This is a genomic window from Geobacillus thermopakistaniensis (genome assembly GCF_000498995.1).
GTDB classification, from domain to species: domain Bacteria; phylum Bacillota; class Bacilli; order Bacillales; family Anoxybacillaceae; genus Geobacillus; species Geobacillus thermoleovorans.
In genome coordinates this window covers 33,086-55,262 of record NZ_AYSF01000024.1, presented here as the reverse complement: position 1 = coordinate 55,262, position 22,177 = coordinate 33,086, and the positions used below count along the sequence as shown (strand labels likewise).

Below are 22,177 nucleotides of genomic sequence, written 5' to 3'. Positions count from 1 at the left end.
TATTTTCCTAATAAAATAGGGCCGAAAATGTGGAAGTGTTGGAAGAAGCGGGGCTTCCGGCTGGTGTATTGAACTATATCCCGGGCAGCGGCGCGGAAGTCGGCGACTATTTGGTTGACCATCCGCGCACAAGATTTATCAGCTTCACCGGATCACGGGATGTCGGCATCCGCATTTATGAGCGGGCAGCGAAAGTGCACCCAGGGCAAATTTGGCTGAAGCGGGTCATCGCGGAAATGGGCGGCAAAGACGCCATCGTTGTGGACAAGGAAGCCGACCTGGAACTGGCGGCGCAATCGATTGTCGCGTCGGCGTTTGGCTTTTCGGGGCAAAAATGTTCGGCGTGCTCGCGCGCGATCATCGTCGAAGATGTGTATGATCAAGTGCTCAGCCGCGTCGTCGAGCTGACAAAGCAGCTTAACGTCGGCGACCCGGCGGAGCAAGCGACGTTTATGGGGCCGGTGATCGACCAAAACGCGTACAACAAAATTATGGAATATATCGAGATCGGAAAACAGGAAGGCCGTCTCATGACGGGCGGGGAAGGAGACGATGCAAAGGGCTTCTTCATCCAGCCGACAGTGTTTGCTGATGTCGACCCGAACGCGCGCATCATGCAGGAGGAAATTTTCGGACCGGTCGTGGCGTTTGCGAAAGCGCGCGACTTTGACCATGCGCTTGAGATCGCGAACAATACGGAATACGGATTGACAGGCGCCGTCATTTCGCGCAACCGGGCGAATCTCGAAAAAGCGCGGCACGAGTTCCATGTTGGCAACTTGTACTTCAACCGCGGCTGCACAGGGGCCATTGTCGGCTATCAGCCGTTTGGCGGCTTTAACATGTCAGGCACCGACTCGAAAGCTGGCGGCCCGGACTATTTGATTCTCCATATGCAAGCGAAAACCGTATCGGAAATGTTTTAATGGCGGGGCGGCCGCAGCCGCCCTTTTCCTGTAATGGAACGTTGGTCCGTCAATCGTCGGATGAAGGCAAACGTTGTCCGTGAAGGTGGAGAGTGAGGAAAAAAGGGGGATTTTGATGACGACAAAATCGCAACAGCTCATCGAACAAACGGAACGATATGGAGCACGAAATTATCATCCATTGCCGATTGTCATTTCGGAAGCGGAAGGGGTATGGGTGAAAGACCCAGAGGGCAACCGCTATATGGACATGTTAAGCGCTTATTCCGCTGTCAACCAAGGCCATCGCCATCCGAAGATTATTGAAGCGTTGAAAAAGCAAGCCGATCGGGTAACGCTCACATCGCGCGCGTTCCATAACGACCAGCTCGGCCCGTGGTACGAAAAAGTGTGCCGGTTGACGAAAAAAGAGATGGTGCTGCCGATGAACACGGGCGCCGAGGCGGTGGAAACGGCGCTCAAGGCGGCGCGCCGCTGGGCGTATGACGTCAAAGGCGTCCCGGACAACCAAGCCGAAATCATCGTTTGTGAAGGAAACTTCCACGGCCGGACGCTTGCCGCCGTGTCGCTGTCGTCCGAACCGGCTTATAAACGCGGGTTTGGACCGCTGCTATCCGGAGTGAAAATCATCCCGTACGGCGACATCGAAGCGTTGAAAGCGGCGATTACACCGAATACGGCGGCGTTTCTTGTCGAACCGATCCAAGGAGAAGCCGGCATCCGCATTCCACCGCAAGGATTTTTAAAAGCGGCGTATGACGTATGCAAAGCGAACAACGTCCTGTTCATCGCGGACGAAATTCAAACCGGTCTCGGCCGGACCGGGAAGTTGTTTGCCTGCGACTGGGAAGAGGTTGTGCCCGATATGTATATTTTAGGGAAAGCGTTGGGCGGCGGGGTGTTCCCGATTTCTTGCGTCGTCGCCAACCGCGACATTTTGTCGGTGTTTGAACCCGGTTCGCACGGATCGACGTTTGGCGGCAATCCGCTTGCATGTGCGGTGTCGATCGCGGCGCTCGAAGTGATTGAAGAAGAGCGTCTAGCGGAGCGTTCGCTTGAGCTTGGCGAATACTTCCTTTCGAAACTAAAACAAATCCGAAACGACGATATTAAAGAGATCCGCGGCCGCGGCTTATTTATCGGCGTCGAGCTGCATGTGCCGGCGCGTCCGTACTGTGAGGCGCTGAAAGAGCAAGGATTGCTTTGCAAGGAAACGCACGAGACGGTCATTCGTTTCGCACCGCCGCTCATCATTACGAAAGAGGAATTGGATTGGGCGTTCGAACGGATTGCGAATGTCTTGTCCCGTCCATAAATCGAGTCAAAGAGGCGAATGAGACGATGGAAGAAAATATGTTTCTCTCCACCCAGCGCGTGATCAAAGAGGCGCTGGCCAAACTTGGCTACGGCGAGGAGATGTATGAGCTGCTCAAAGAACCTTTGCGCGTCCTTACCGTACGCATTCCCGTCCGTATGGATGACGGAACGGTGAAAGTGTTTACCGGCTACCGCGCCCAGCATAGCGATGCCGTAGGGCCGACCAAGGGAGGCATTCGTTTTCATCCGGATGTCACCGAGGAAGAAGTCAAGGCGCTGTCGATGTGGATGACGATCAAAGCCGGAATTGTCGGCTTGCCGTATGGCGGCGGCAAAGGTGGCATCGTCTGCGACCCGCGGAACATGTCGATGGGTGAGCTGGAGCGGCTCAGCCGCGGCTATGTGCGGGCGATCAGCCAGATCGTGGGGCCATCCAAAGATATCCCGGCGCCGGACGTGTTTACCAACTCGCAAATTATGGCGTGGATGATGGATGAATATAGCCGCATCCGCGAATTTGACTCGCCTGGGTTTATCACCGGCAAGCCGCTTGTGCTCGGCGGCTCCCAAGGCCGGGAAAAAGCGACAGCGCTCGGTGTCACGATTTGCATCGAAGAAGCAGCGAAAAAAGCGGGAATCGAGTTGCAGGGGGCGCGGGTCATTATTCAAGGATTCGGCAATGCAGGCAGCTTTTTGGCCAAGTTTTTGCATGAAGCTGGAGCTCGCGTCATTGGCATTTCCGATGCGTATGGCGCGTTGTATGACCCGAACGGACTGGATATTCCGTATTTGTTGGATCGCCGCGACAGTTTTGGCACGGTGACAACGCTGTTTGAGAATGTCATCACCAATCAAGAGCTGCTGGAAAAAGAGTGTGATATTTTAGTTCCGGCCGCGGTAGCGAATCAAATTACGCGTGACAATGCCGCGAATATTCGCGCTAAAATTGTGGTCGAGGCGGCCAACGGCCCGACGACGCTGGAAGCGACCAAAATCTTGACGGAGCGGGGCGTGCTATTGGTGCCTGATGTGCTGGCGAGCGCTGGCGGGGTGACGGTTTCCTATTTTGAATGGGTGCAAAACAACCAAGGCTATTATTGGACGGAAGAGGAAGTCGTCGAGAAGTTGAAAGAGAAATTGACGAGCGCGTTTCATCGCGTCTATGAATTGGCGGAATCGCGCCGTGTGGATATGCGCATGGCGGCGTACATGATCGGGCTGCGCCAAACAGCAGAAGCAGCTCGCTACCGCGGTTGGGTATAATCATGGAAAGGTTGTTGCTAGGGGGGCGTGCCGTCCATCCTCATCTGCTTGGGGGTGGGCGGCCTTTCGTTTGCGAGACGCCGATGAAGCCGGTGATATCGAAGGGAGAGCGAAAGCAAGCTGCTTTTCTTTTTTGCAAAGGATCTTTTTTTGTACTACCATATCATATACATACATTATGAGGAAAGAGACATGCGTACATACAATGAGCCGTGCGGAAGGGAGAGAATGGCGCCATGCAGGCGTGGATCACTGATTTTATGGAGCAATTTGGCTATATCGGCATTTTTTTTATGATCGCGCTGGAAAATATCTTTCCGCCGATTCCGTCGGAAGTCATTTTGCCGTTTGGCGGGTTTATGACGACGTACACGTCTTTGACGGTGCCTGGCGTTATTGCGGCGGCGACCGCCGGTTCGGTTGCCGGGGCATTGGTGCTGTACGGCATCGGCCGGCTGTTGTCGGTTGAGCGGCTCGAGCGGATCGTTGACCGTTGGGGCGGATGGCTGCGGGTGAAGCCGGAAGACATCGCCAAGGCGAACCTGACGTTTCACCGCTATGGGGTGTGGGCCGTTTTTTTCGGGCGCATGGTTCCGCTTGTACGCAGCTTGATTTCCATCCCGGCGGGCATGGCGAAGATGAATATAGGGCTGTTTGTCTGGCTGTCGGTGCTGGGCACGCTCATTTGGAATACGATTTTAATCTCGATCGGGGCGGCGCTCGGTGAGTCGTGGGGGAAAGTATCCGAAGTGATTGGGATGTACGCCGAAGTGGTGTATGTCATTATTGCTGCGATCATTTTGATTGGAGCTGTCCGCTTTTGGAAGCGGCGCCGGGCTTCTTAATTCCGGCATTTTAAGGAATGGTTTTGCCAAAAAGGGCTGCGCGCCCAAGGCTGTTTTTCGGTCTTGGAGCCAGCCCTTTTCGCATCGCAAACGGAAAAATTCCCGTTTCAAAGTGAAACGGGAGTAGAGAGATGAAGATGAAGGCAGTTGAACGAGCTTATCCGCCATCCTTGATCCGTCTCATGGCCATCAAAAGGTTCAACGCTTCAATAACAAATAAATGAAGTATGGTGCACCGATGAATGACACAACAACTCCGGCCGGAAGCGGTTCGGCGAGAACGTTGCGCCCGATCGTGTCAGCGGCAAGCAGCAGCCAGCCGCCGATGAGCATCGCTGCCGGAATGGCCCGCTCATGGCGCGGGCCGATGATCATTTTGGCGATGTGCGGCGCCATTAAGCCGATAAAAGAGATGCCCCCGGTTACAGCGACGGCCGCTGCAGCGACGGCGACCGCTGTCGCCATCAGTACGAGCCGCTCGCGGCGAACATGAACGCCGACGCCGATGGCGACCGGATCGCCTAAATGCAAAAGGTTTAGCCGTTTCGCCCGATATAGACCGATCAATGCACCGATGACAAGCCACGGCAGCATCGCCCAAACAAACGGCCAATCATCGCCCCAAATGTTTCCGGAAAGCCATCTGGCGATAAAGTCGACTTTCGTTCGGTCCGCGGCGGAAATGAGGATGATCATGAGCCCGGAGAGCGCCATCGAAAACCCGATCCCGGTCAGGACGAACGATACCGGCTGCAGCCCGGTTGTTTGATGGTAGGAAACGGCGTACATGGCCGCCGCCGTCAACAGTGCTCCCACTAAGGCGACGAGCGGCAGAGCATAAAGGAACGTCCCGGCTTCAATCGGGAAAAATAAAAAGAATATAGCGACGCCTGCGCCGGCACCGGCGTTGATGCCCAATATGCCCGGATCGGCGAGCTCATTTCGGGTGGTGCCTTGCAGCATCGCTCCCGACAAGGCGAGCGCCATCCCGGCGAGCAACGTAATCACGATGCGCGGCAGGCGGAGAGAAAACAAAATAAACGCTTCTTGCATCGAACCGTAGCCGAACAGTGTCGGCGCGATGCGTCCGTACGAGAGCGGCGCTTCGCCGGTGCCCAACGCGATGGCGGCTGTTGCGGCAATAAGCAACAAAAGCATGCCTAACACTGCTGTGATGCGCATTCTCATTCAAAGCCCCTCCCTTTTTTCCGCACGACAAACAGGAAAAACGGCAAGCCGATCACCGCAACGATGGCTGCCACTGGCGTTTCAAATGGGGCATTGACCGTGCGGGCCGCCGTATCAGCGACGATCATGCCGGTCGCGCCGACCGTGGCCGACAGCGGGATGATAAATCGGTAATCGGCGCCGGCGATTGCGCGCACAAGATGAGGGATCATCAAGCCGATGAAGGTGATGTTGCCGGCGATGGCGACCGATGCTCCTGTTAATAAAAACACAGCGGAAAACAGCCACGTTTTGACGGCTGTTGTTTTTTGTCCGACGCCAACGGCGACGTCTTCGCTCAAGCTAAGAATCGTCAGCTGCCGCGAATACCATACGGCAATGGCGAGCCCGATCACGATGAGCGGAATGATGACTGACAGCTGTTTCCACGACGTTCCGGCTACCCCGCCCGATGTCCACATCGAAACGTCTTTGGAAATATGAAAATAAAGGCCAACTCCTTCAGCGACGGCAAACAAAAGCGCTGAGACCGCCGAGCCGGCTAGGACGATGCGCAATGGAGAAAAGCCGCCTTTGCGGGCGGCGCCGATGCCAAAGACCGTCCCTGCTCCCACAGCCGCCCCAAGCAAACAGGCGATGGTGATTGCGAGATAATGGGCGGAAGGAAAAAAGGCCATCGTTATGGCCAACGCTGCGTTCGCTCCAGCGGTTAAGCCGAGCAGTCCTGGGTCAGCAAGCGGGTTGCGTGTCATTCCTTGCATGATCGCCCCAGCGACGGCGAGTCCGGCGCCGACAAAGGCCGCCGCGGTTTCCCGAGGCAAACGGAGCTCGCGAATCAAGTCCAGTTGTTTACCTTGTTCATCGGAAAAGAGCGCGCGCCATACGTCACTCCATGTCGTATCAGCGACGCCGATGGCCATGGATCCGAACCAGATGGCCATCAGCAGGATAAGAGAGAAGAGAAACGTATAACGAAACGGCCATAGCCGGCGGTTTGCTTCCATCGGCGGTTTCCTCCTTTTCACAAGAAAGGACGGGACATTCACTGTCCGTGAACGCCCCGTCTCGTCATTATTGGCCTAAAAAATGCTTTTTAAAGAAATCGAGCTGGTAGTCTAACGTAATCGGGTCATTGAAATAAAACGCCTTGGCATCAGCGACGAACATACGGCCGTTTTTGACAGCAGGGATGTTTTTAAACGTGTTCGTTTCCATAAACGATGTATCGCCGTCGCCGTTTTTGCTTAAGATGAGGTAATCGCCGACAAACTGCGGCAGCGCTTCAAGGGAAACGGCATAGTAGCCCGGTTTGAGCGCCTGCTCTTCGACCGCTTTTGGCATTTTCAGCTTCATTTCTTGATACAAAATTTCTGTGCCGCGCGCCCAATTGTTGCCGAACACATACAGCTGCTTATCAAAGTTTTCGGCTACGGTGACCGTTGCGTTTTCGCCAATTTTCGCCCGGATTTCTTCCCCGGCTTGTTGCGCCCGTTGTTTGAAGTCGTCAATCCATGCTTTCGCTTCTTTTTCTTTATTTAACAGTTTACCAATCTCTAGAAACTGTGTTAAATAATCGACCTTTCCGTATGTAAACGTGACGGTCGGGGCGATTTTGCTTAATTTATCGACGTTTTTCGTATTGGATAATCCGATAATTAAGTCCGGTTTTAACGCCATAATTTTTTCAATGTCTTCGTCTGTCACCACTTGTGCGTCTTTCAGTTTGTCCTGAAAAAGCGGGCTCATTTTCGACCACGAATCCACGCCAACAATGGGGACGTCCAAGGCCAGCACATGCCCAGCAAACGTCGATAAGACGACGACGCGTTTTGGATCAGCCGGTACTTCCACCGGTCCGTTTTCCGATTGGTATGTAATCGTTTCCGGCTTTTTTTCTTTTGGTGAAGCGCTGCTGTTCTTGTTGTCGTCCGCCGCGTTGCCGCAGGCGCTTAGCACAAGCGCCAAAAGAAGCAGCAAGGAAAGCCATGTTTTCCTCATGACGAATCAAGCCTCCCTAAGCAGTTGATAAGTGAAGCAAATGGGTTTGTTCGTCCGCGGGTCGCGGCCGATGTCAGCGTCAATGCCAAACACGTCGCGAAGCACATCGCGGCAAATGACGTCTTCGCTCGGCCCGGCTTTGACGATCGTGCCCGCCTTCATGGCGATCACATAGTCGGAAAACCGCGCCGCTTGGTTAATGTCATGGAGCACCATCACAATTGTCCGCCCTTCTTCTTTGTTCAGCCGTTCAAGCAGCTCGAGCACCTCGAGCTGGTGGGCGATGTCCAAATACGTCGTCGGTTCGTCCAAAAAGATGATGTCCGTCTCTTGAGCGAGCGCCATGGCGATCCAGACGCGCTGCCGCTGTCCGCCGGAGAGGGCGTCAACCGGCCGGTGTTTCAAATCGGCTGTTTTCGTTACGGCAAGCGCCCAGTCGATTGCTTCGTAATCTTGTTTCGTTAGGCGGCCCCATCCTCTTTGATAAGGGAAGCGGCCGTACGAGACGAGCTCAGCGACGGTCAATCCGCTTGTCGCTTCCGGCGTCTGCGGCAAAATAGCTATTTTTTTCGCCAGTTCTTTCGTTGGCTGTTGCGAAATGGCCCGGCCGTCCAAAATGACGGCGCCGGACTGCGGGGAAATGATGCGCGTCAACGTCTTGAGCAGCGTCGATTTTCCGCATCCGTTTGGTCCAATAATGGCTGTGATTTGTCGGTCGGGAATGCGGACGGACAAGCGTTCGAAAATCGTCCGGTCATCGTAGCAGACGGTCAACTCCTCGGCGTATAGGCGGACCATGAGGCCACCTCCTTCCGGATCAAGAAAATGAGAATCAATATCAATATTATTATAGCGCATCCAATGAAAAAAACAATGATTTTTTGAAAATGGGAATCAATTTTATATAGATGCAATTTAAAGCTTTAACATTTTTCGTCTTTGCCGGTCATTGCATCCGACTGTCGAGTGACCGAACAACGCCGCTTCCAGACCCATGAATGGGTCTGTGAAGCGAGTCGTTGTTCGGTCTTCCGTCACGCTAAGGCGTGACGGAGGCAAGCCACACGCTTGCCTTCGACAGTCGAAAATGGGCAAACCACTTTTCTGTCAAGGATATGTTAAACTTCTTTGTTGCATCTATATAGTTGCAAAGAAGTGACTAATGAGTGTTGCGAAATAACAACATTTTTTAGCTGAATAACGGCAGAACTGCAACAAATTCGTTCTGTTTGTTGCGAGATTGCAACAATATGTTGTTGTTTGGCAACAAGCGATCAAGTAAGATGAATTTTAGAAGGTTGGTGATTTAAGGGGAAATGCTGCTCTCCAACAGTGTTTCTCAAATTGAAAAACCTTGCAACACCATAACCTCCTTNGTTTGTTGCGAGATTGCAACAATATGTTGTTGTTTGGCAACAAGCGATCAAGTAAGATGAATTTTAGAAGGTTGGTGATTTAAGGGGAAATGCTGCTCTCCAACAGTGTTTCTCAAATTGAAAAACCTTGCAACACCATAACCTCCTTCCTTACGATTTCTCACAAACCGAGCGAATTCGTTGTTTTTCACCAGCCTTCTAGGGGTTTGTTTTTTCTGAATAGCGGGAACTTTTTTGGCACAAAAATTGCTTGAGTAGAAAATAAGGCGGAACGGTGGGAGAGGAAATGGCAATGATGGTCGGAGACATCATGGTGAAGGCAAAGGCAGTAATTTTTGAAAGCGATTCCCTTGATGAAGCGGCTCGGACATTCGTTGAATATGGACTTGATGGGATGGTCGTATGCCGTTGCAGTGAGGAAATCGTCGGCGTGGTGGCGGTCAAAGACGTGTTGTTCGGTCTTGTCCAAGGGAAAACAACTGTGCGTGAGGTGATGCGCCCGTCGCTGCCGCCGCTTTCCATTCACGACCGTGTGGAAGTGATCGAGTTTGGCGGCGGTCCGCTCCGGCCCGTTGTCGATGAGAGCGGACGCCTTGTCGGTGTGTTGACGAAAGAGCAGCATTTGACGGCATATGCGAAGGTGGCACAACTCCGCTTAAAACATTTGGATGCCATTTTCAACGCCGCCCATAACGGCATTTTATCGATCGATGCAAAAGGACGGATTACATCGATCAATCCACCGGCTGAGAAAATGGCGCGGACGACGAAAGAAGAAGCCATCGGCAAGTTTTTGACCGATGTCGTGATCCCGTCTGGCTTGCTCGAGGTCGTGCGCACCGGCAAAGGGCATACGGAAAAATACCGCGTCGGCAAGCGCGTCTATATTACAAACCGCTCGCCAATTATCGACGAGGGGAAGGTCGTTGGGGCGGTCGGGGTGTTTCAAGACATTTCCGAGATTGAATTTATCTCCAACGAACTTGAGACCGTCAAGCGCATCGTCAATGAATTGCAAACGGTGATGGAGGCATCCAGCGACGGCATCGCTATCACGGACCGCAGTGGAATGATCACACGGCGAAACAAAAAATGGGATGCGCTGTTTCTAGGAACGGAGCAAGAGCGGGTGACCGCCCCGCTTGACCGGGTCGTTCGACAGGCGCTTGATGGACGTCAGCCCTGTTCGATGCTTCATCAGGGGATGGAAACAGGAAATATTTGGATCGTTTCCGCGGTGCCGATCATCGAGGAAGATGGGCGGGCAGAGCGGGTTGTTCTCTACGTCAAAGATATGACCGAGATGGAACAGCTGCGCTCGGAACTGGAGGAGACGAAACGGCTCCTTCATATGTTGGGCCGTCAGGAAGAAGATCATCTCATTTATCGCGCTCCAGCGATGGCGCATGTTGTCAATATCGCCCGCCAAGCGGCGGCTGTCGATGTGACGTTGTTGTTGACCGGAGAGTCGGGCACCGGGAAAGAGGAATTGGCGAACTACATTTGGAAACAAAGCGCCCGCCGCGCCCGACCGTTTGTGAAAGTGAATTGCGGGGCGATCCCCGAGACGTTGATGGAGTCTGAACTGTTCGGCTACGAGCCGGGGGCGTTCACCGGAGCGGCGAAGAAAGGGAAAAAAGGCTATTTCGAGCAGGCGGATGGCGGGACGATTTTTCTCGATGAAATCAGTGAAATTCCGCTTCACCTGCAAGTGAAGCTCCTTCGCGTGTTGCAGTCGATGGAAATCATGAGGTTGGGGGCGGAGGCGCCGAAGCGGATCGATGTGCGTGTCATCGCCGCGACGAACAAGCCGCTTGAGGAGCTTGTTGCCGCTGGGCGGTTTCGCGCTGATTTGTTTTACCGGCTGAACGTGATGCCGATTGCCATTCCGCCGCTGCGCGACCGGAAAGAAGATATTCCGCTCTTGGTTGACCATTACCGAAAGCGGTTTGCGGAAAAGTATCAAAAACCGCTTGTCTTTACCGACGGAGCGCTGGCGGCGATGATGGACTATCACTGGCCCGGCAACGTTCGAGAGCTCGTTAATGCTGTAGAACGTATGTTTGTGACCGCCGTTTCCCCAGTCATTGACGAACACCAAGTGGCGAAATGGCTCCACCTTGAACCGGAGCCAGCTGCGAGCCCGGTGGCGGTCGGAGAGATCATCCCGCTCAAACAGGCAACGGCTGAGGTCGAGCGCCAGCTGATCATCAAGGCGCTTCACAAGGCGAAGACGTATCGGCGGGCTGCGAAACTGCTTGGTGTCGATGCGTCGACACTCGTGCGCAAGGCGCAAAAATATGGAATTCAATCATGGGGAGGGGAAGAAGATGGATTTCACGCTGCCAGCCGAGATTGAATTTTTAAAAGAAAACGTCCGCAAATTTGTGAGAGAAGTTGTCGAACCGGTGGCGATGGATATTGAGGAAAATGACCAGATTCCGCAAGATATCATTGAAAAGTCGAAAGAAATGGGGCTGTTTGGATTAAGCATTCCGGAAGAGTACGGAGGCCTCGGTTTGTCAATGGTCGGCAAATGCGCCATTTACGAAGAGCTCGGCAAAACGCATAACGGCTATACGACGTTAATCGGCGCCCATACCGGCATCGGCACCGTCGGCATCGTTGAGCTCGGCACGGAAGAACAAAAGCAGCGCTATTTGCCAAAGATGGCGACGGGCGAATGGATCGGCGCTTTTGCTCTCACTGAGCCCAGCGCCGGATCAAACGCCGCTGCGATCAAAACGACCGCCGTCCGCAAAGGCGACCGCTACATCATTAACGGCTCGAAACATTATATTACGAACGCTGTCGACGCCCATGTGTTTACCGTCATGGCAGTCACCGATCCGTCGAAAGGCCCGAAAGGCATCACGTCCTTTATCGTAGAAAAAGATTTTCCCGGCTTTATCGTCGGAAAAGTCGAGCGGAAAATGGGGTTGCGCGGATCGCATTCGGCTGAGCTGTTTTTTGACAACTTGGAAGTGCCGGCCGAAAACGTGCTCGGGAGAGAAGGCGAAGGGTATGTCAACGCCTTGAAGATTTTAGCGAACGGCCGTGCTGGTCTTGCCGCGCGCAACCTCGGCTCGTGCATCCGCCTCTTGGAATACTGCATGGAATACGCCGAACAGCGTGAACAGTTCGGCAAGCCGATTATCGAGCAGCAAGCGATCCAGCATATGCTGGCGGAAATGAGCATGTTGATCGAAGTGCTGCGTTCGACCGTCTACCGCGTCGCCTGGATGGTCGACCAAAAGATGCGCGTCGTCAAAGAAGCGGCCATCGCCAAGCTGTTCGGTTCGGAAGTGTACAACAAAATCGCTGACATGGCCGTGCAAATCCACGGCGGCCTCGGCTACATGAAAGACTACCCGATCGAACGTTACTTCCGCGATGCCCGCATTACGAAAATTTACGAAGGTACCTCGGAAATCCAGCGCAACATCATTGCGAGCGAACTGCGGAAAGAATACGGAAAAGTGCGGGCATGACCGGAGTAGGTGCTGTCCTAACGAGGTGCTGGCTTTCAAGAGGAGTGCGAGAGATTGAATAACAAATCAGCTCGATGCGGATATACGGCCGTGGCAGAGGAGGTCTCGATGCTGTTGTGACCCCCTCTGTTTTTTTAGCGTTATTGTCGGAAAATGTCATTCGCTTTTTGTTGACGAAAGAAAGGGAAGGTTGCTAGAATGAGGGAAAATGATTGACTATTCATAACATTTTGGTCATTTTTACAACCTGCCTTTTTGCCAGCAACCCGCCTATTGTCGCAACAGCCTATTTGTAAGCCTTTACATTGATTGGTTGTCCCCGCGTTCATCTATCCAGAAGTACAACACCAGCCGACATTTCAAGAAAAATGGAAAAGGAGTGGTGAGCGTGCGTCGTGCCGAGCCGTTGGTCACAACAGGCAGCCGCGGGCTGCAGGAGGATTCGTTCCCGTTTCGGCTTTACCAAAAGGCAAAGCGGTTGGAAGCAGCGGCCCACGATTCGATTTTCGGACCCGACCACCATGCCGATATCATGAATTTCACCGCTCGCCAACTGGCAACGAGGATGGAAGTGTTGAAAAAAGCGCAGGAGAAACCGTTTGACGAGCTGTTCGGTCTTGAGGAAAGCGAAAACGTTGGCTAGAGGTTGAGAGTCGAAAACAAGGAAGGGAGAAATCGTCATGACCACTCATGTGCAAGTGCATCATTTTCCACTCTTCATTGACGGCCAATGGCAGCCGGCAACGAGCGGGGAAACGTTTCACGTATACAATCCGGCGACCGGAGAGGTGGTGGCGACTGTCGCGAAGGCGACAGCGGATGATGTTGACCGGGCGGTGAAGGCGGCGCGCAAGGCGTTTGACGAGACCGATTGGAAGGCAATGAAACCGAAAGAACGGGCGCGCGTGCTGAATGCGATCGCCCAAGCCATTGCCGCCAACGCTCAAGAGCTCGCCTATTTGGAAGCAATCTCAAGCGGAGGGACGATCCGGCGCATCAGCTCGATCGATATTTTGCAGACGGTCGATCTATTCCAAACGATGGCAAACATCGTCCAAGAGTACCCGTTTTCGGAAACACTGCCGATTCCGCCGTTTCCCGGACCGGCGCATAACTTTGTTTGGCGCGAGCCGATCGGGGTTTGCGCGGCGATCACACCATGGAACTTGCCGCTCATGATCGCGTCGTGGAAAATCGCCCCGGCGCTGGCAGCGGGCAATACGATCGTCGTGAAACCGGCGAGCTACACACCGCTGTCGACACTGAAGCTGGCGGAAATCATTTCGTCCTTCGTGCCGCCGGGGGTCATCAACGTGGTGGCTGGTCCCGGCGCCGATGTCGGGGAGGCGCTTGTCCGCCATCCGCAAGTGGACAAGGTGGCGTTCACCGGTTCGACGGAAGTCGGCCGCCGCATTATGGCGTTGGCGGCGGAAACGGTGAAAAACGTTACGCTTGAGCTTGGCGGCAAGTCGCCGAACATTTTGCTCGAAGATGCCGATTTGGACCTTGCCGTTCCCGGCAGTTTGTTTGGCGTCTTTTTGCACTCTGGTCAGTTGTGCGAATCGGGAACAAGGCTGTTTGTGCCTGACCGGCTCCATGATGAAGTGGTCGAGCGGCTTGTCGCCCTGACGAAGACGCTGCAAATCGGCCATCCGCTCGATCCGGCGACCGACGTCGGGCCGGTTATCTCCAAGCGGCAAAAAGAGACAGTGCTCTCCTATATTGAAGCCGGCAAGCAAGAAGGTGCGACCATTGTATGCGGAGGTCATGAAGTCGAAGTGCCCGGCTGTGAAGGCGGCCATTTTGTCGCGCCGACGATTTTTTCGAATGTCACGAATGACATGAAAATCGCTCAAGAAGAGATTTTCGGTCCAGTGTTGTCGATCATCCGCTATCATGACGTGGAAGAAGCGGTGGCGATGGCCAACGACACGATCTACGGGCTTGCGGCCGGCGTCTGGACGCGAGACGTCAACAAGGCGTACGCCATCGCCGGGCGCCTGCAGGCTGGCGTCGTCTGGATCAATGACTGGCATATGCTTCGCAATGACGCGCCGTTTGGCGGCTACAAACAAAGCGGCATCGGGCGCGAGATGGGCAAATATTCACTTGATGCTTACACGCAGCTGAAGCATGTGCACACATCAATGGTGCCGGAGCTTGGGAAACGGAAATGGTATCAAGTGCTGTTTTCTCGCCTGCACACCATGATGAAAAAGTAAAGGGGGATGAAGGAACATGACGACGTTAGCGAACTTTTGGCTGCGCACGGCAATTTACACCGGGTCGAACACCCGAGCGCTCGTGCCGGATTTGTTTCGCGGGCTGGGCGCTAAACGGGTGCTATTGCTTTCTGACCGTGGGCTCGAGCAAGCTGGGGTTGTCGAAAAAGTAGCGAGCCTCTTTGACTTGACGACGCATGGAGTCGGACCAGAGCTTGTCGGCATCTTTTTGGATATCCGCCAGGATGCGGAAAGTGAATGCGTCAATGAAGCGGTGCGCTATGCGCGCGCTGTCGGAGCTGACGCCTTGTTGGCGGTCGGCGGCGGCAGTGTGCTGGATACGGCCAAAGGGGTGAAATACGCCCTGTTTAAAGGGTTGCGTGATATTAAAGAGGCGATTCCAGGCGGGCTGCGGTACGAGTCGTTCCCGCAAGCGCAATTCATACCGATCCCGCACATCGCCATCCCGACGACGGCCGGCACGGGGTCGGAAGTATCGCCGATCGCAGTCATTTATAATGAAGAGCTGCGCTTGAAAACGAACATCATCAATCCGTTTATCAACGCTGATGTGGCCGTTTTGGATCCGGATTTAACGGTAGGGCTTCCCCCGAAGGTGACGGCGTTTACCGGCATGGACGCGCTCACCCATGCCATTGAAGCGCTCGCCTCGCCGATGGCGACCGCGCTCACCGATGCATGCGCCTTGCAGGCGATCCGTTTGATTCGTGACTACTTGCCGGAGGCGGTTCGTGACGGCGGGGACATCCGCGCCCGCTTGGAGATGCTGCATGCGAGCTTGCTTGGCATCACCGCGTTCAGCTTTGCGTTAAACGCCATTCCGGTGCACAATTTCGCCCATGCGTACGGAGCGATGTTCCGCATTCCACATGGCTTGGCGAACGCCGTCTTTTTGCCAGTCGTGATGGAAGCGATTCCGGAATTGTATTTGCCGAAAGCGAAGCTGTTGGCTCAAGCGCTTGGCATTTATGATCACGGTCAAGGCAATGAAGCGCTGTTGGTAAAGTCCATTGAGCGAATTCGCCAATTGCGCGATGACATCGGGCTGCCGGCTGATTTTGCCGACTATCCGATGACGGAAGAACAATTCGCGGCGACGATTCCAGCGGTGGCATCTGACCCGGCTGCAGTCAGTTTCCCGATGCCGCCGGAGTTGATTCGGGCCATCGGCGAGCGCGTCGTCAAGCTGACAGTGGAAAAAGGATGAAGCAGTGGTACCGACAAGCAAGGACAAGATTTGTCCAGTCTTATTCAGCCTTATTAAGCAAGAAAAAGGTGTCCCGCTGTGAGGGACACCCGTTTTTGTGCCGACTTAGCCCCGCGGCCGCCCGATGACCGTGTCTAACGACCAAAGCCGGCTGCCGTTCAGCCACAAATATACGGACATAGCGAGCAAGGCGAGATTGAATTCATAGCCCGTTTCCCGGCCGTTGCCGAGCAAACCGGCGTCGACTTTCGCCGTGGCGATGGCCCCGACCATGATGACGGCAAACGCCGCGGCGATCGGGCGTGTGCCAAGGCCAAGCATCATCGCCCAGCCTCCAGCAAGCTCTATGATCGTCACGATGTAGGCGAGCCAGCCGGGAAGGCCCATAGCAACAAACGAATCCGTTGCCGCCTCAAGCCCCCGCTGCCATTTCACCCACCCATGGGCGAAAAAGATGAATCCGATGACAATCCGCAATAGAAAGGCGCCTAGTTCGTGAGAATGCATCGATTTCTTCCTCCTTGTCCCAACAGCATGGTAGTACAATGTATGCGGGCAGGTCCGCCCCCATGCCTTTCGTTAGCCATTCGACCGGCAATGGGCTACAATGGAGGGGAAGCGCGTCAAAAGTAGAGGAGGATATGGCCGTGAAAATTGAAGTATGGTCCGATTTTGTCTGCCCGTTTTGCTATATCGGCAAACGTCGCTTGGAACAGGCGCTTGAACAGTTTCCGCACCGAGAAGATGTTGAGGTTGTATTTCGCAGCTTTGAATTGGATCCGAATGCGAAAAAAGAGACGCCATTGACGATTCACGAAATCATTGCTAACAAATACGGCATTTCAATCGAGGAAGCGAAGCGGGCCAATGCCGATATCGGCAGGCAGGCGGAAGCGGTCGGATTGACATTCCGCTTTGAGACGATGAAGCCGACGAATACGTTTGACGCCCACCGTTTGGCTCATTATGCCAAGGAAAAAGGGAAGTTGAATGAAATGGTGGAACGGCTGTTTTATGCATATTTCACGGAGTCAAAGCGAATCAGCGACCGCGATGTGCTGCTTGCGATCGCCGAAGCAACCGGGCTTGACCGGGCGGAAGCCGAAGAGGTGTTGAACAGTGGTCGTTATACAGAAGAGGTGCGCCGCGACGAGGAAGAAGCAGCGGCGTTGGGCGTCCGCGGCGTACCGTTTTTCGTGCTGAATGGGAAGTATGCGATTTCGGGGGCCCAGCCGGTTGACGTGTTCCGGCGGGCGCTAGAGAAAGTATGGGAGGAAGAACAACAAGCTTCCCCGTTGCGGTCGTTGGCGGGTGAAGGCGGAATGTGCGCAGACGGAAGCTGCTTGATTGACTAAATCGCCTCAACCAAAAAGGAAAAGCCGGCTAGGGGTTTTCTTAGCCGGCTTTTTTTGTTATTTTCACGGAGAAGCTTCTCGTTTAGTTAGATGAAACAAAAATGGGGAAGATTAACCGCGTTTCACAAACAGCGGCAAGTCCGTATGCCCCATGCCGCGGACGTAGACGAACAGCTGGCCTTTATGGTGGATTTCATGGTCCATTGCCAATTGCAGGAACTGAGCTGTGGACATTTGTGTGCCAAAGATGGCAGTTAAATCAAGCGTCCGGTCGAAGTCGTCATCGCTCATCGATTCGATGAGCTGCCTCGTCTTTTCCGTATACGTTTCCGCCAGCTTGGCCAAATTCGTCTCCGGTTCCTCGATTTTTTGCCGGAACAGCGATGGATCGCCGTGTTTTGCCGTGTTAGCGAAATTGTAGAAGCTGAACAGCATATGCGTCGCCAGCTGCTTCGCTGTCATCGAGGTCGGCGTCGGTTTGTAATCATAATGCGCTTCGTCGATTTTGTGGATCAGTTCCATCGTGACATGGCGGTGGGAAAGGAAATATTGCACCCATTTTTTTGCGCGGGACATGGCTCTTCCTCCTTCTAGTTATGGAATTCTGTTTTCCATTTTACCATAAACATCTTCTCTATCGTCAGCGGGGAAGCTTGACCCGAAAGGTGGTCCCTTGGCCAGGGGTGCTATGGACATCGATTGTTCCGCCGTGAGCCGATACGAATTCTTTGGCAATGGCAAGACCCAATCCGGTTCCCCCGCGATTTCGCGTTCTGGCTTCATCTGTGCGGTAAAATCGATCGAACAAAAAAGGCAAATGCTCCGGCGCGATGCCGATGCCTGTATCTGAAACCTCTTGCTTTGGCTCATTTCCCTTAATGGCAATGGAAGAAATCCCCCTTATTCATTACAATGAAAGTAAATCATGAAAATCATGCACGCAAGGTATTGGGCAGGTGTGATCCCACAAAATCGCACGTGTCATGATGAAAAGGGGTGGGTAAAGATGGAACATCACTCTTCGTCCCATGTTCCGCGCATAAAAGTGCTCATCGCCGATGACAATCCCTTTGTCCGCGAAGGGCTGCGGATCATCTTAAGCACGTATGACGAGTTTGATGTCGCCGCGACTGTAGGCGATGGGAAAGAGGCAGTGGAATATTGTCGACATCATGAAGTTGATGTCGCGTTATTGGATGTGCGCATGCCGAACATGAATGGAGTGGAAGCGACAAAGCTTCTATGCGAGCAGACGAAGACAAAGCCGCTCATCTTGACGACGTTTGATGATGATGAATACATTCTAGACGCCATTCAATACGGCGCAAAAGGATATTTTTTAAAAAATACGGACCCGGAACGAATCCGCGAAGCGATCAAAGCGGTGTATCACGGCCAAGTGGTGATGCAGGAGATTGTGATGGACAAAATTAAGTCCAACTTAAAAGAAGAAACAGAAGCAGCCCCGAAAATCGATAAAAGCCTGTTTACGGAACGAGAGTTGGACATTATGGCGCTCATTGCGAAGGGGCTTTCGAATAAAGAGATTGCCAAACAGCTATTTCTCTCCGAGGGAACGGTGGCCAATTACATCACATCGATTTTGGACAAAACCGGACTGCAACATCGAACGCAAATTGCCGTTTATTATCTGACGGGAAAAGTCGGCTGAGGGGATGTTATGGAATCGCTGCTGATCATTTACAAGCTGATTGTATGGGGCTATGCGGCATTCGATTACATTTCATCGAAACAGAGAACGGGAGCGGGCTTTGTTCTAGTCTCTCTGATCTATTTTTGTCTTCAGCTGTTTGCCCTGATCGTTCGCCATATGAGTTGGAAAAGGGGAGCGGCGTTTGGTTCCGTTGTTCTTCTCGTTCTAGCCGCCGCCTTTGTGGAGCCGCTGTGGGCGTTGTTGCTGCCTCTCAATGGGTATGAGCTGGCCTCCGTGTATATCCACCGAGTTTGGGGGATCGGGGCGGTGTTGTTGACGCCGATGATTTGGCTTGATCCATCGGCGGGGAAATTATACGGCTTTGTGGCATTGTTCAGTTTTGTCAGCGTGACGGCAGTCAAGCGGCACATCGAGCGGATGGAACAACAAGAAGATCGTTTGGATCAAATGCGCAACGATTTGCATCGGCTGACAAGAAGGATCAGCGAATATCATCAATACATCAAGCAGTCGGAATATACGTTGCAGTTGGAAGAACGGAACCGTCTGTCGCAGCGCATCCATGACCAAATCGGCCACTCGCTCGCTGGAGCGCTCATTCAGATGGAGGCGGCCAAACGGTTGATGGATGCGGACCGCGACAAGGCGAAACAACTGTTGGAAAACGCCATCCATATTTCCAAAGAAGGCATGGAACAAATCCGGATGACATTAAAACAGATCAAGCCACCGCTCGAGCAAATCGGGCTGAATCGGGTGAAATTATTCATTGAGGAATTTTCCGCCCAACATCATCTCCCGGTTCCGCTCGTATGCAAAGGGGATTTGGATGTGATTACACCAATCCAATGGAAAGTGATTTATGAGAACATTGCCGAAGCGTTGACGAATGCGAGCAAATACGCTGAGGCCACGGCCATTGCCGTTGAAATTCACGTGTTGAATCGAGTCATCAAGGTGGAAGTGAAAGATAACGGGAAAGGTGCGGCCAAGATCAAGAAAGGACTTGGGATCATCGGCATGGAGGAACGGGCGGCCTCTGTTCATGGCACGGTCATTGTCGATGGAACGAACGGTTTCTCTGTCACGACGTTGCTTCCGATTCATGAGTAAATCGTGAATTTTCTCATGTCAACGAGATGAATTCCTGCACTTACAGGAGTTCATCTTTTTTTCTATAATCCATAATACCAAGCATGGAAAGAAGGTGGAACGATGAACATTTTAGAGATCAAACAAGTGACCAAAAAATTTGGTGACTTCATCGCTGTCGATCATATGTCTCTTACGGTTGCCGAAGGGGAAATTTTTGGCTTCCTCGGAGCCAATGGCGCGGGAAAAAGCACAACTATCAATATGATTGCTGGGTTGCTGCGCCCGAATGCAGGAGAAATCAAGATTCTCGGCAAGGACATCGCCAAGCATCGCCAGTTTGCCAAACGACAGATCGGCATCGTGCCTCAAGAAATTGCCATCTATGAAAATTTGACGGCGTATGAGAATGTTGAATTTTTTGCCGGGTTGTATGGACTGCGCGGCCCGGAGTTGCGCCAGCGGGTTGAAGAGGCGCTCGAGTTTGTCGGTTTAAGCGATAAGCGCAAAATTTATCCGAAACATTTCTCAGGGGGAATGAAACGGAGGCTCAATATCGCCTGCGCTCTTGCCCATCGGCCGAAGCTCATCATTATGGACGAACCAACAGTCGGCATCGATCCGCAGTCGCGAAATTATATTTTGGCTTCGGTGAAAAAGCTCAATGAGATGGGATGCACGATCATTTATACAAGCCACTATATGGAGGAAGTGGAGGAGATTTGCACACGGATCGCCATCATTGATCATGGAAAGATCATCGCAGAGGGGACAAAGGAGCAGCTGGAAGCGATTATCACCGATACAAAAGATATTTGGCTGGAAATCAGGGGGATGGATCGGCTCAACAAGCAGCATCTTCAAGACATTCCCGGGGTCAAGGCGGTGCAATGTGAAGAAAATATGATCAAAATCAGTTCGGATATCAGTGTCAATAATTTAAACGAAATTGTGCAATGCCTGATCAATGACGGTGTCGAAATCCGTTCGCTTGAAGACAAATCACCGAACTTGGAAACGGTCTTTCTGGCGCTGACGGGGAGAAATTTGCGGGATTAGCTGTTTGGAGTGCCATCATGCGAGGGAGGTGCTTCTTTTGAATATTTTTCGCATTGCAGCCAAGGAAATCAAAAGCGATTTTCGTGATGTCCGGACGCTATTTTTTATGCTGCTGTTTCCGATCGTACTGATGTTCATCTTAGGAACAGCCCTTTCCAACACGTTTCACTGGACGATTTCCGTCGGTGATGTACACGTCTTGTACAACGATCAAAAAGCAGGGCCGTTGTCGCCGTATATTCAAACGATGATCCAAGCAGGGAAGAAAGCCCACATCGATTTTCAAAAGGCATCCGACCGGATAAAAGGAACGAAAGCGGTGCAGGAAGGAAAAGCGGATGGATACATCGAGATCGGCCCGCGTGGAGTGGAGTTGTACACCAATGAACGCAACAAGATCAAAGGAAGTCTTGTTGAGGGGGTGATGGCCGCGTTTGTCGGCCGATACGAGCTGGCGATGGCCGTTTCAGAGGTGAAGCCCGGTTTTGTTCCATCAAATAAAAGTGTGCATGATGAGTATATTCAAGAACGGTCGCTGCATTCCAAGCGCAAACCGGGAGCCATGGATTATTATGCGGTGGCGATGACGACGATGATCGCTTTGTACAGCGCATTGCCGGGCAGTTCGTTGCTGCGGGGGGAGCGAACGCGGAAGACGGCTGATCGCCTTTTGGCTGCTCCTGTTCGCAAAAGCGAGATTTTTATTGGAAAGCTGGCCGGGAACGTCGCGGCGAATTTTCTTTGTGTTGCGGTCGTCATGTTGTTCAGCAAATGGGTGTTTCATGCCGATTGGGGGCATCACGTAAGTCTCGTATGGTTGCTTATGTTGACCGAGGTGGTCTTAGCCATCAGCTTTGGTCTAGGGATGAGCTATATGGCAAGGACGGAAGGAGCGGCGCGAACGATTGCGATGGTCATCATTCAGCTGTCTTCCTTTTTCGGCGGCGCTTATTTTCCGATCGATGAAACAGCATGGTATGCCCATTTGTCTCCGCTTTCTTGGATGAATGAAACGATTTTCAAAATCGTGTATGCGAACGATTTGTCAAGCGTCGTTCCAACTATGCTGCTTAATATCGGTATAGCGGCGTTGTTTTTATTGATCGCGGTGGCATCTGTAGCGAGACGGGAGGGATTATAAG

19 protein-coding genes and 2 pseudogenes are annotated in these 22,177 nt (G+C 52.9%); 14 read left to right on the top strand and 7 right to left on the bottom strand.

The features are described from left to right. Positions 1-29 precede the first annotated feature (29 nt). The 4 genes and pseudogenes from T260_RS136065 to T260_RS136080 form a co-directional block, all read left to right on the top strand. Positions 30-926, top strand: a pseudogene (locus T260_RS136065) (aldehyde dehydrogenase family protein); the annotation flags it as partial. 115 nt (positions 927-1,041) lie between these two features. Next, positions 1,042-2,241: an ornithine--oxo-acid transaminase gene (locus T260_RS136070; RefSeq protein WP_011229698.1), complete on the top strand. Its 1,200-nt coding sequence runs from the start codon at positions 1,042-1,044 to the stop codon at positions 2,239-2,241. A gap of 26 nt (positions 2,242-2,267) precedes the next feature. After that, positions 2,268-3,506, top strand: coding sequence for a Glu/Leu/Phe/Val family dehydrogenase (locus T260_RS136075; RefSeq protein WP_014194643.1), 1,239 nt, complete (start codon positions 2,268-2,270; stop codon positions 3,504-3,506). Between the two features lie 236 nt (positions 3,507-3,742). Continuing rightward, on the top strand, positions 3,743-4,351 hold the full coding sequence (locus T260_RS136080) for a DedA family protein (protein ID WP_011229700.1): 609 nt from the start codon (positions 3,743-3,745) through the stop codon (positions 4,349-4,351). Positions 4,352-4,549: 198 nt separating this feature from the next. On the opposite strand, the gene T260_RS136085 is transcribed toward T260_RS136080, so the two are convergent. The 4 genes from T260_RS136085 to T260_RS136100 all read right to left on the bottom strand — a co-directional run bounded on the left by T260_RS136085 (position 4,550) and on the right by T260_RS136100 (position 8,335). Continuing rightward, positions 4,550-5,539, bottom strand: a complete 990-nt coding sequence (locus tag T260_RS136085) for a FecCD family ABC transporter permease (RefSeq protein WP_011229701.1) — start codon at positions 5,537-5,539, stop codon at positions 4,550-4,552. Then, positions 5,536-6,543 (bottom strand): FecCD family ABC transporter permease, encoded by a 1,008-nt coding sequence (locus T260_RS136090; protein WP_011229702.1) that lies wholly within the window; start codon positions 6,541-6,543, stop codon positions 5,536-5,538. The genes T260_RS136085 and T260_RS136090 overlap by 4 nt, the downstream gene beginning before the upstream one ends. A gap of 67 nt (positions 6,544-6,610) precedes the next feature. Next, entirely contained in the window at positions 6,611-7,537 is a 927-nt protein-coding gene (locus T260_RS136095; protein WP_023633388.1) for an iron-hydroxamate ABC transporter substrate-binding protein, read from the bottom strand. Positions 7,538-7,543: 6 nt separating this feature from the next. After that, complete coding sequence (locus T260_RS136100) at positions 7,544-8,335, bottom strand: ABC transporter ATP-binding protein (protein ID WP_023633387.1); 792 nt, start codon at positions 8,333-8,335, stop codon at positions 7,544-7,546. 864 nt (positions 8,336-9,199) lie between these two features. Between T260_RS136100 and T260_RS136105 the strand changes: the two genes are divergently transcribed. The 5 genes from T260_RS136105 to T260_RS136125 all read left to right on the top strand — a co-directional run bounded on the left by T260_RS136105 (position 9,200) and on the right by T260_RS136125 (position 15,854). Further along, entirely contained in the window at positions 9,200-11,272 is a 2,073-nt protein-coding gene (locus tag T260_RS136105; RefSeq protein WP_013144012.1) for a sigma-54-dependent Fis family transcriptional regulator, read from the top strand. Further along, the gene (locus T260_RS136110) at positions 11,244-12,404 is read left to right on the top strand and encodes an acyl-CoA dehydrogenase family protein (protein WP_011229707.1); all 1,161 of its coding nucleotides are present in this window, start codon (positions 11,244-11,246) and stop codon (positions 12,402-12,404) included. Before T260_RS136105 ends, T260_RS136110 begins: the two co-directional genes overlap by 29 nt. 388 nt (positions 12,405-12,792) lie before the next feature. Then, on the top strand, positions 12,793-13,047 hold the full coding sequence (locus T260_RS136115) for a hypothetical protein (RefSeq protein WP_011229708.1): 255 nt from the start codon (positions 12,793-12,795) through the stop codon (positions 13,045-13,047). Between the two features lie 37 nt (positions 13,048-13,084). Then, positions 13,085-14,626 (top strand): aldehyde dehydrogenase family protein, encoded by a 1,542-nt coding sequence (locus T260_RS136120; RefSeq protein ID WP_023633385.1) that lies wholly within the window; start codon positions 13,085-13,087, stop codon positions 14,624-14,626. 16 nt (positions 14,627-14,642) lie between these two features. Then, positions 14,643-15,854: an iron-containing alcohol dehydrogenase gene (locus tag T260_RS136125; protein ID WP_023633384.1), complete on the top strand. Its 1,212-nt coding sequence runs from the start codon at positions 14,643-14,645 to the stop codon at positions 15,852-15,854. Between the two features lie 105 nt (positions 15,855-15,959). Here T260_RS136125 and T260_RS136130 read toward each other — a convergent pair whose 3' ends face one another. After that, positions 15,960-16,361, bottom strand: coding sequence for a DoxX family protein (locus T260_RS136130; RefSeq protein ID WP_023633383.1), 402 nt, complete (start codon positions 16,359-16,361; stop codon positions 15,960-15,962). Between the two features lie 140 nt (positions 16,362-16,501). On the opposite strand from T260_RS136130, the gene T260_RS136135 reads away from it, so the two are divergent. Then, positions 16,502-17,209, top strand: coding sequence for a DsbA family oxidoreductase (locus T260_RS136135; protein ID WP_031212168.1), 708 nt, complete (start codon positions 16,502-16,504; stop codon positions 17,207-17,209). Between the two features lie 111 nt (positions 17,210-17,320). Here the strand turns inward: T260_RS136135 and T260_RS136140 are convergent, their stop codons facing one another. Both T260_RS136140 and T260_RS136145 read right to left on the bottom strand, forming a co-directional pair. Continuing rightward, positions 17,321-17,785: a DinB family protein gene (locus T260_RS136140; protein WP_013144019.1), complete on the bottom strand. Its 465-nt coding sequence runs from the start codon at positions 17,783-17,785 to the stop codon at positions 17,321-17,323. Positions 17,786-17,849: 64 nt separating this feature from the next. Further along, positions 17,850-18,107 (bottom strand): annotated as a pseudogene (locus T260_RS136145) (sensor histidine kinase); the annotation flags it as partial. Positions 18,108-18,215: 108 nt separating this feature from the next. On the opposite strand from T260_RS136145, the gene T260_RS136150 reads away from it, so the two are divergent. The 4 genes from T260_RS136150 to T260_RS136165 all read left to right on the top strand — a co-directional run bounded on the left by T260_RS136150 (position 18,216) and on the right by T260_RS136165 (position 22,176). Then, positions 18,216-18,881 (top strand): response regulator, encoded by a 666-nt coding sequence (locus T260_RS136150; RefSeq protein WP_011229715.1) that lies wholly within the window; start codon positions 18,216-18,218, stop codon positions 18,879-18,881. A gap of 9 nt (positions 18,882-18,890) precedes the next feature. Further along, complete coding sequence (locus T260_RS136155) at positions 18,891-19,997, top strand: sensor histidine kinase (RefSeq protein WP_023633381.1); 1,107 nt, start codon at positions 18,891-18,893, stop codon at positions 19,995-19,997. A gap of 102 nt (positions 19,998-20,099) precedes the next feature. Continuing rightward, a complete protein-coding gene (locus tag T260_RS136160; protein ID WP_023633380.1) occupies positions 20,100-21,035 on the top strand; it encodes an ABC transporter ATP-binding protein in 936 nt (311 codons plus the stop codon). A 37-nt stretch (positions 21,036-21,072) separates the two neighbouring features. Continuing rightward, complete coding sequence (locus T260_RS136165) at positions 21,073-22,176, top strand: ABC transporter permease (protein ID WP_023633379.1); 1,104 nt, start codon at positions 21,073-21,075, stop codon at positions 22,174-22,176. Position 22,177: the final 1 nt, after the last annotated feature.

Excerpts from the sequence above, each read along its gene's own strand:
- T260_RS136070 (WP_011229698.1), top strand. The coding sequence starts at position 1,042 with ATGACGACAAAATCGCAACAGCTCATCGAACAAACGGAACGATATGGA.
- T260_RS136075 (WP_014194643.1), top strand. The coding sequence starts at position 2,268 with ATGGAAGAAAATATGTTTCTCTCCACCCAGCGCGTGATCAAAGAGGCG.
- T260_RS136080 (WP_011229700.1), top strand. The coding sequence starts at position 3,743 with ATGCAGGCGTGGATCACTGATTTTATGGAGCAATTTGGCTATATCGGC.
- T260_RS136085 (WP_011229701.1), bottom strand. The coding sequence starts at position 5,539 with ATGAGAATGCGCATCACAGCAGTGTTAGGCATGCTTTTGTTGCTTATT.
- T260_RS136090 (WP_011229702.1), bottom strand. The coding sequence starts at position 6,543 with ATGGAAGCAAACCGCCGGCTATGGCCGTTTCGTTATACGTTTCTCTTC.
- T260_RS136095 (WP_023633388.1), bottom strand. The coding sequence starts at position 7,537 with ATGAGGAAAACATGGCTTTCCTTGCTGCTTCTTTTGGCGCTTGTGCTA.
- T260_RS136100 (WP_023633387.1), bottom strand. The coding sequence starts at position 8,335 with ATGGTCCGCCTATACGCCGAGGAGTTGACCGTCTGCTACGATGACCGG.
- T260_RS136105 (WP_013144012.1), top strand. The coding sequence starts at position 9,200 with ATGGCAATGATGGTCGGAGACATCATGGTGAAGGCAAAGGCAGTAATT.
- T260_RS136110 (WP_011229707.1), top strand. The coding sequence starts at position 11,244 with ATGGATTTCACGCTGCCAGCCGAGATTGAATTTTTAAAAGAAAACGTC.
- T260_RS136120 (WP_023633385.1), top strand. The coding sequence starts at position 13,085 with ATGACCACTCATGTGCAAGTGCATCATTTTCCACTCTTCATTGACGGC.
- T260_RS136125 (WP_023633384.1), top strand. The coding sequence starts at position 14,643 with ATGACGACGTTAGCGAACTTTTGGCTGCGCACGGCAATTTACACCGGG.
- T260_RS136130 (WP_023633383.1), bottom strand. The coding sequence starts at position 16,361 with ATGCATTCTCACGAACTAGGCGCCTTTCTATTGCGGATTGTCATCGGA.
- T260_RS136140 (WP_013144019.1), bottom strand. The coding sequence starts at position 17,785 with ATGTCCCGCGCAAAAAAATGGGTGCAATATTTCCTTTCCCACCGCCAT.
- T260_RS136150 (WP_011229715.1), top strand. The coding sequence starts at position 18,216 with ATGGAACATCACTCTTCGTCCCATGTTCCGCGCATAAAAGTGCTCATC.
- T260_RS136155 (WP_023633381.1), top strand. The coding sequence starts at position 18,891 with ATGGAATCGCTGCTGATCATTTACAAGCTGATTGTATGGGGCTATGCG.
- T260_RS136160 (WP_023633380.1), top strand. The coding sequence starts at position 20,100 with ATGAACATTTTAGAGATCAAACAAGTGACCAAAAAATTTGGTGACTTC.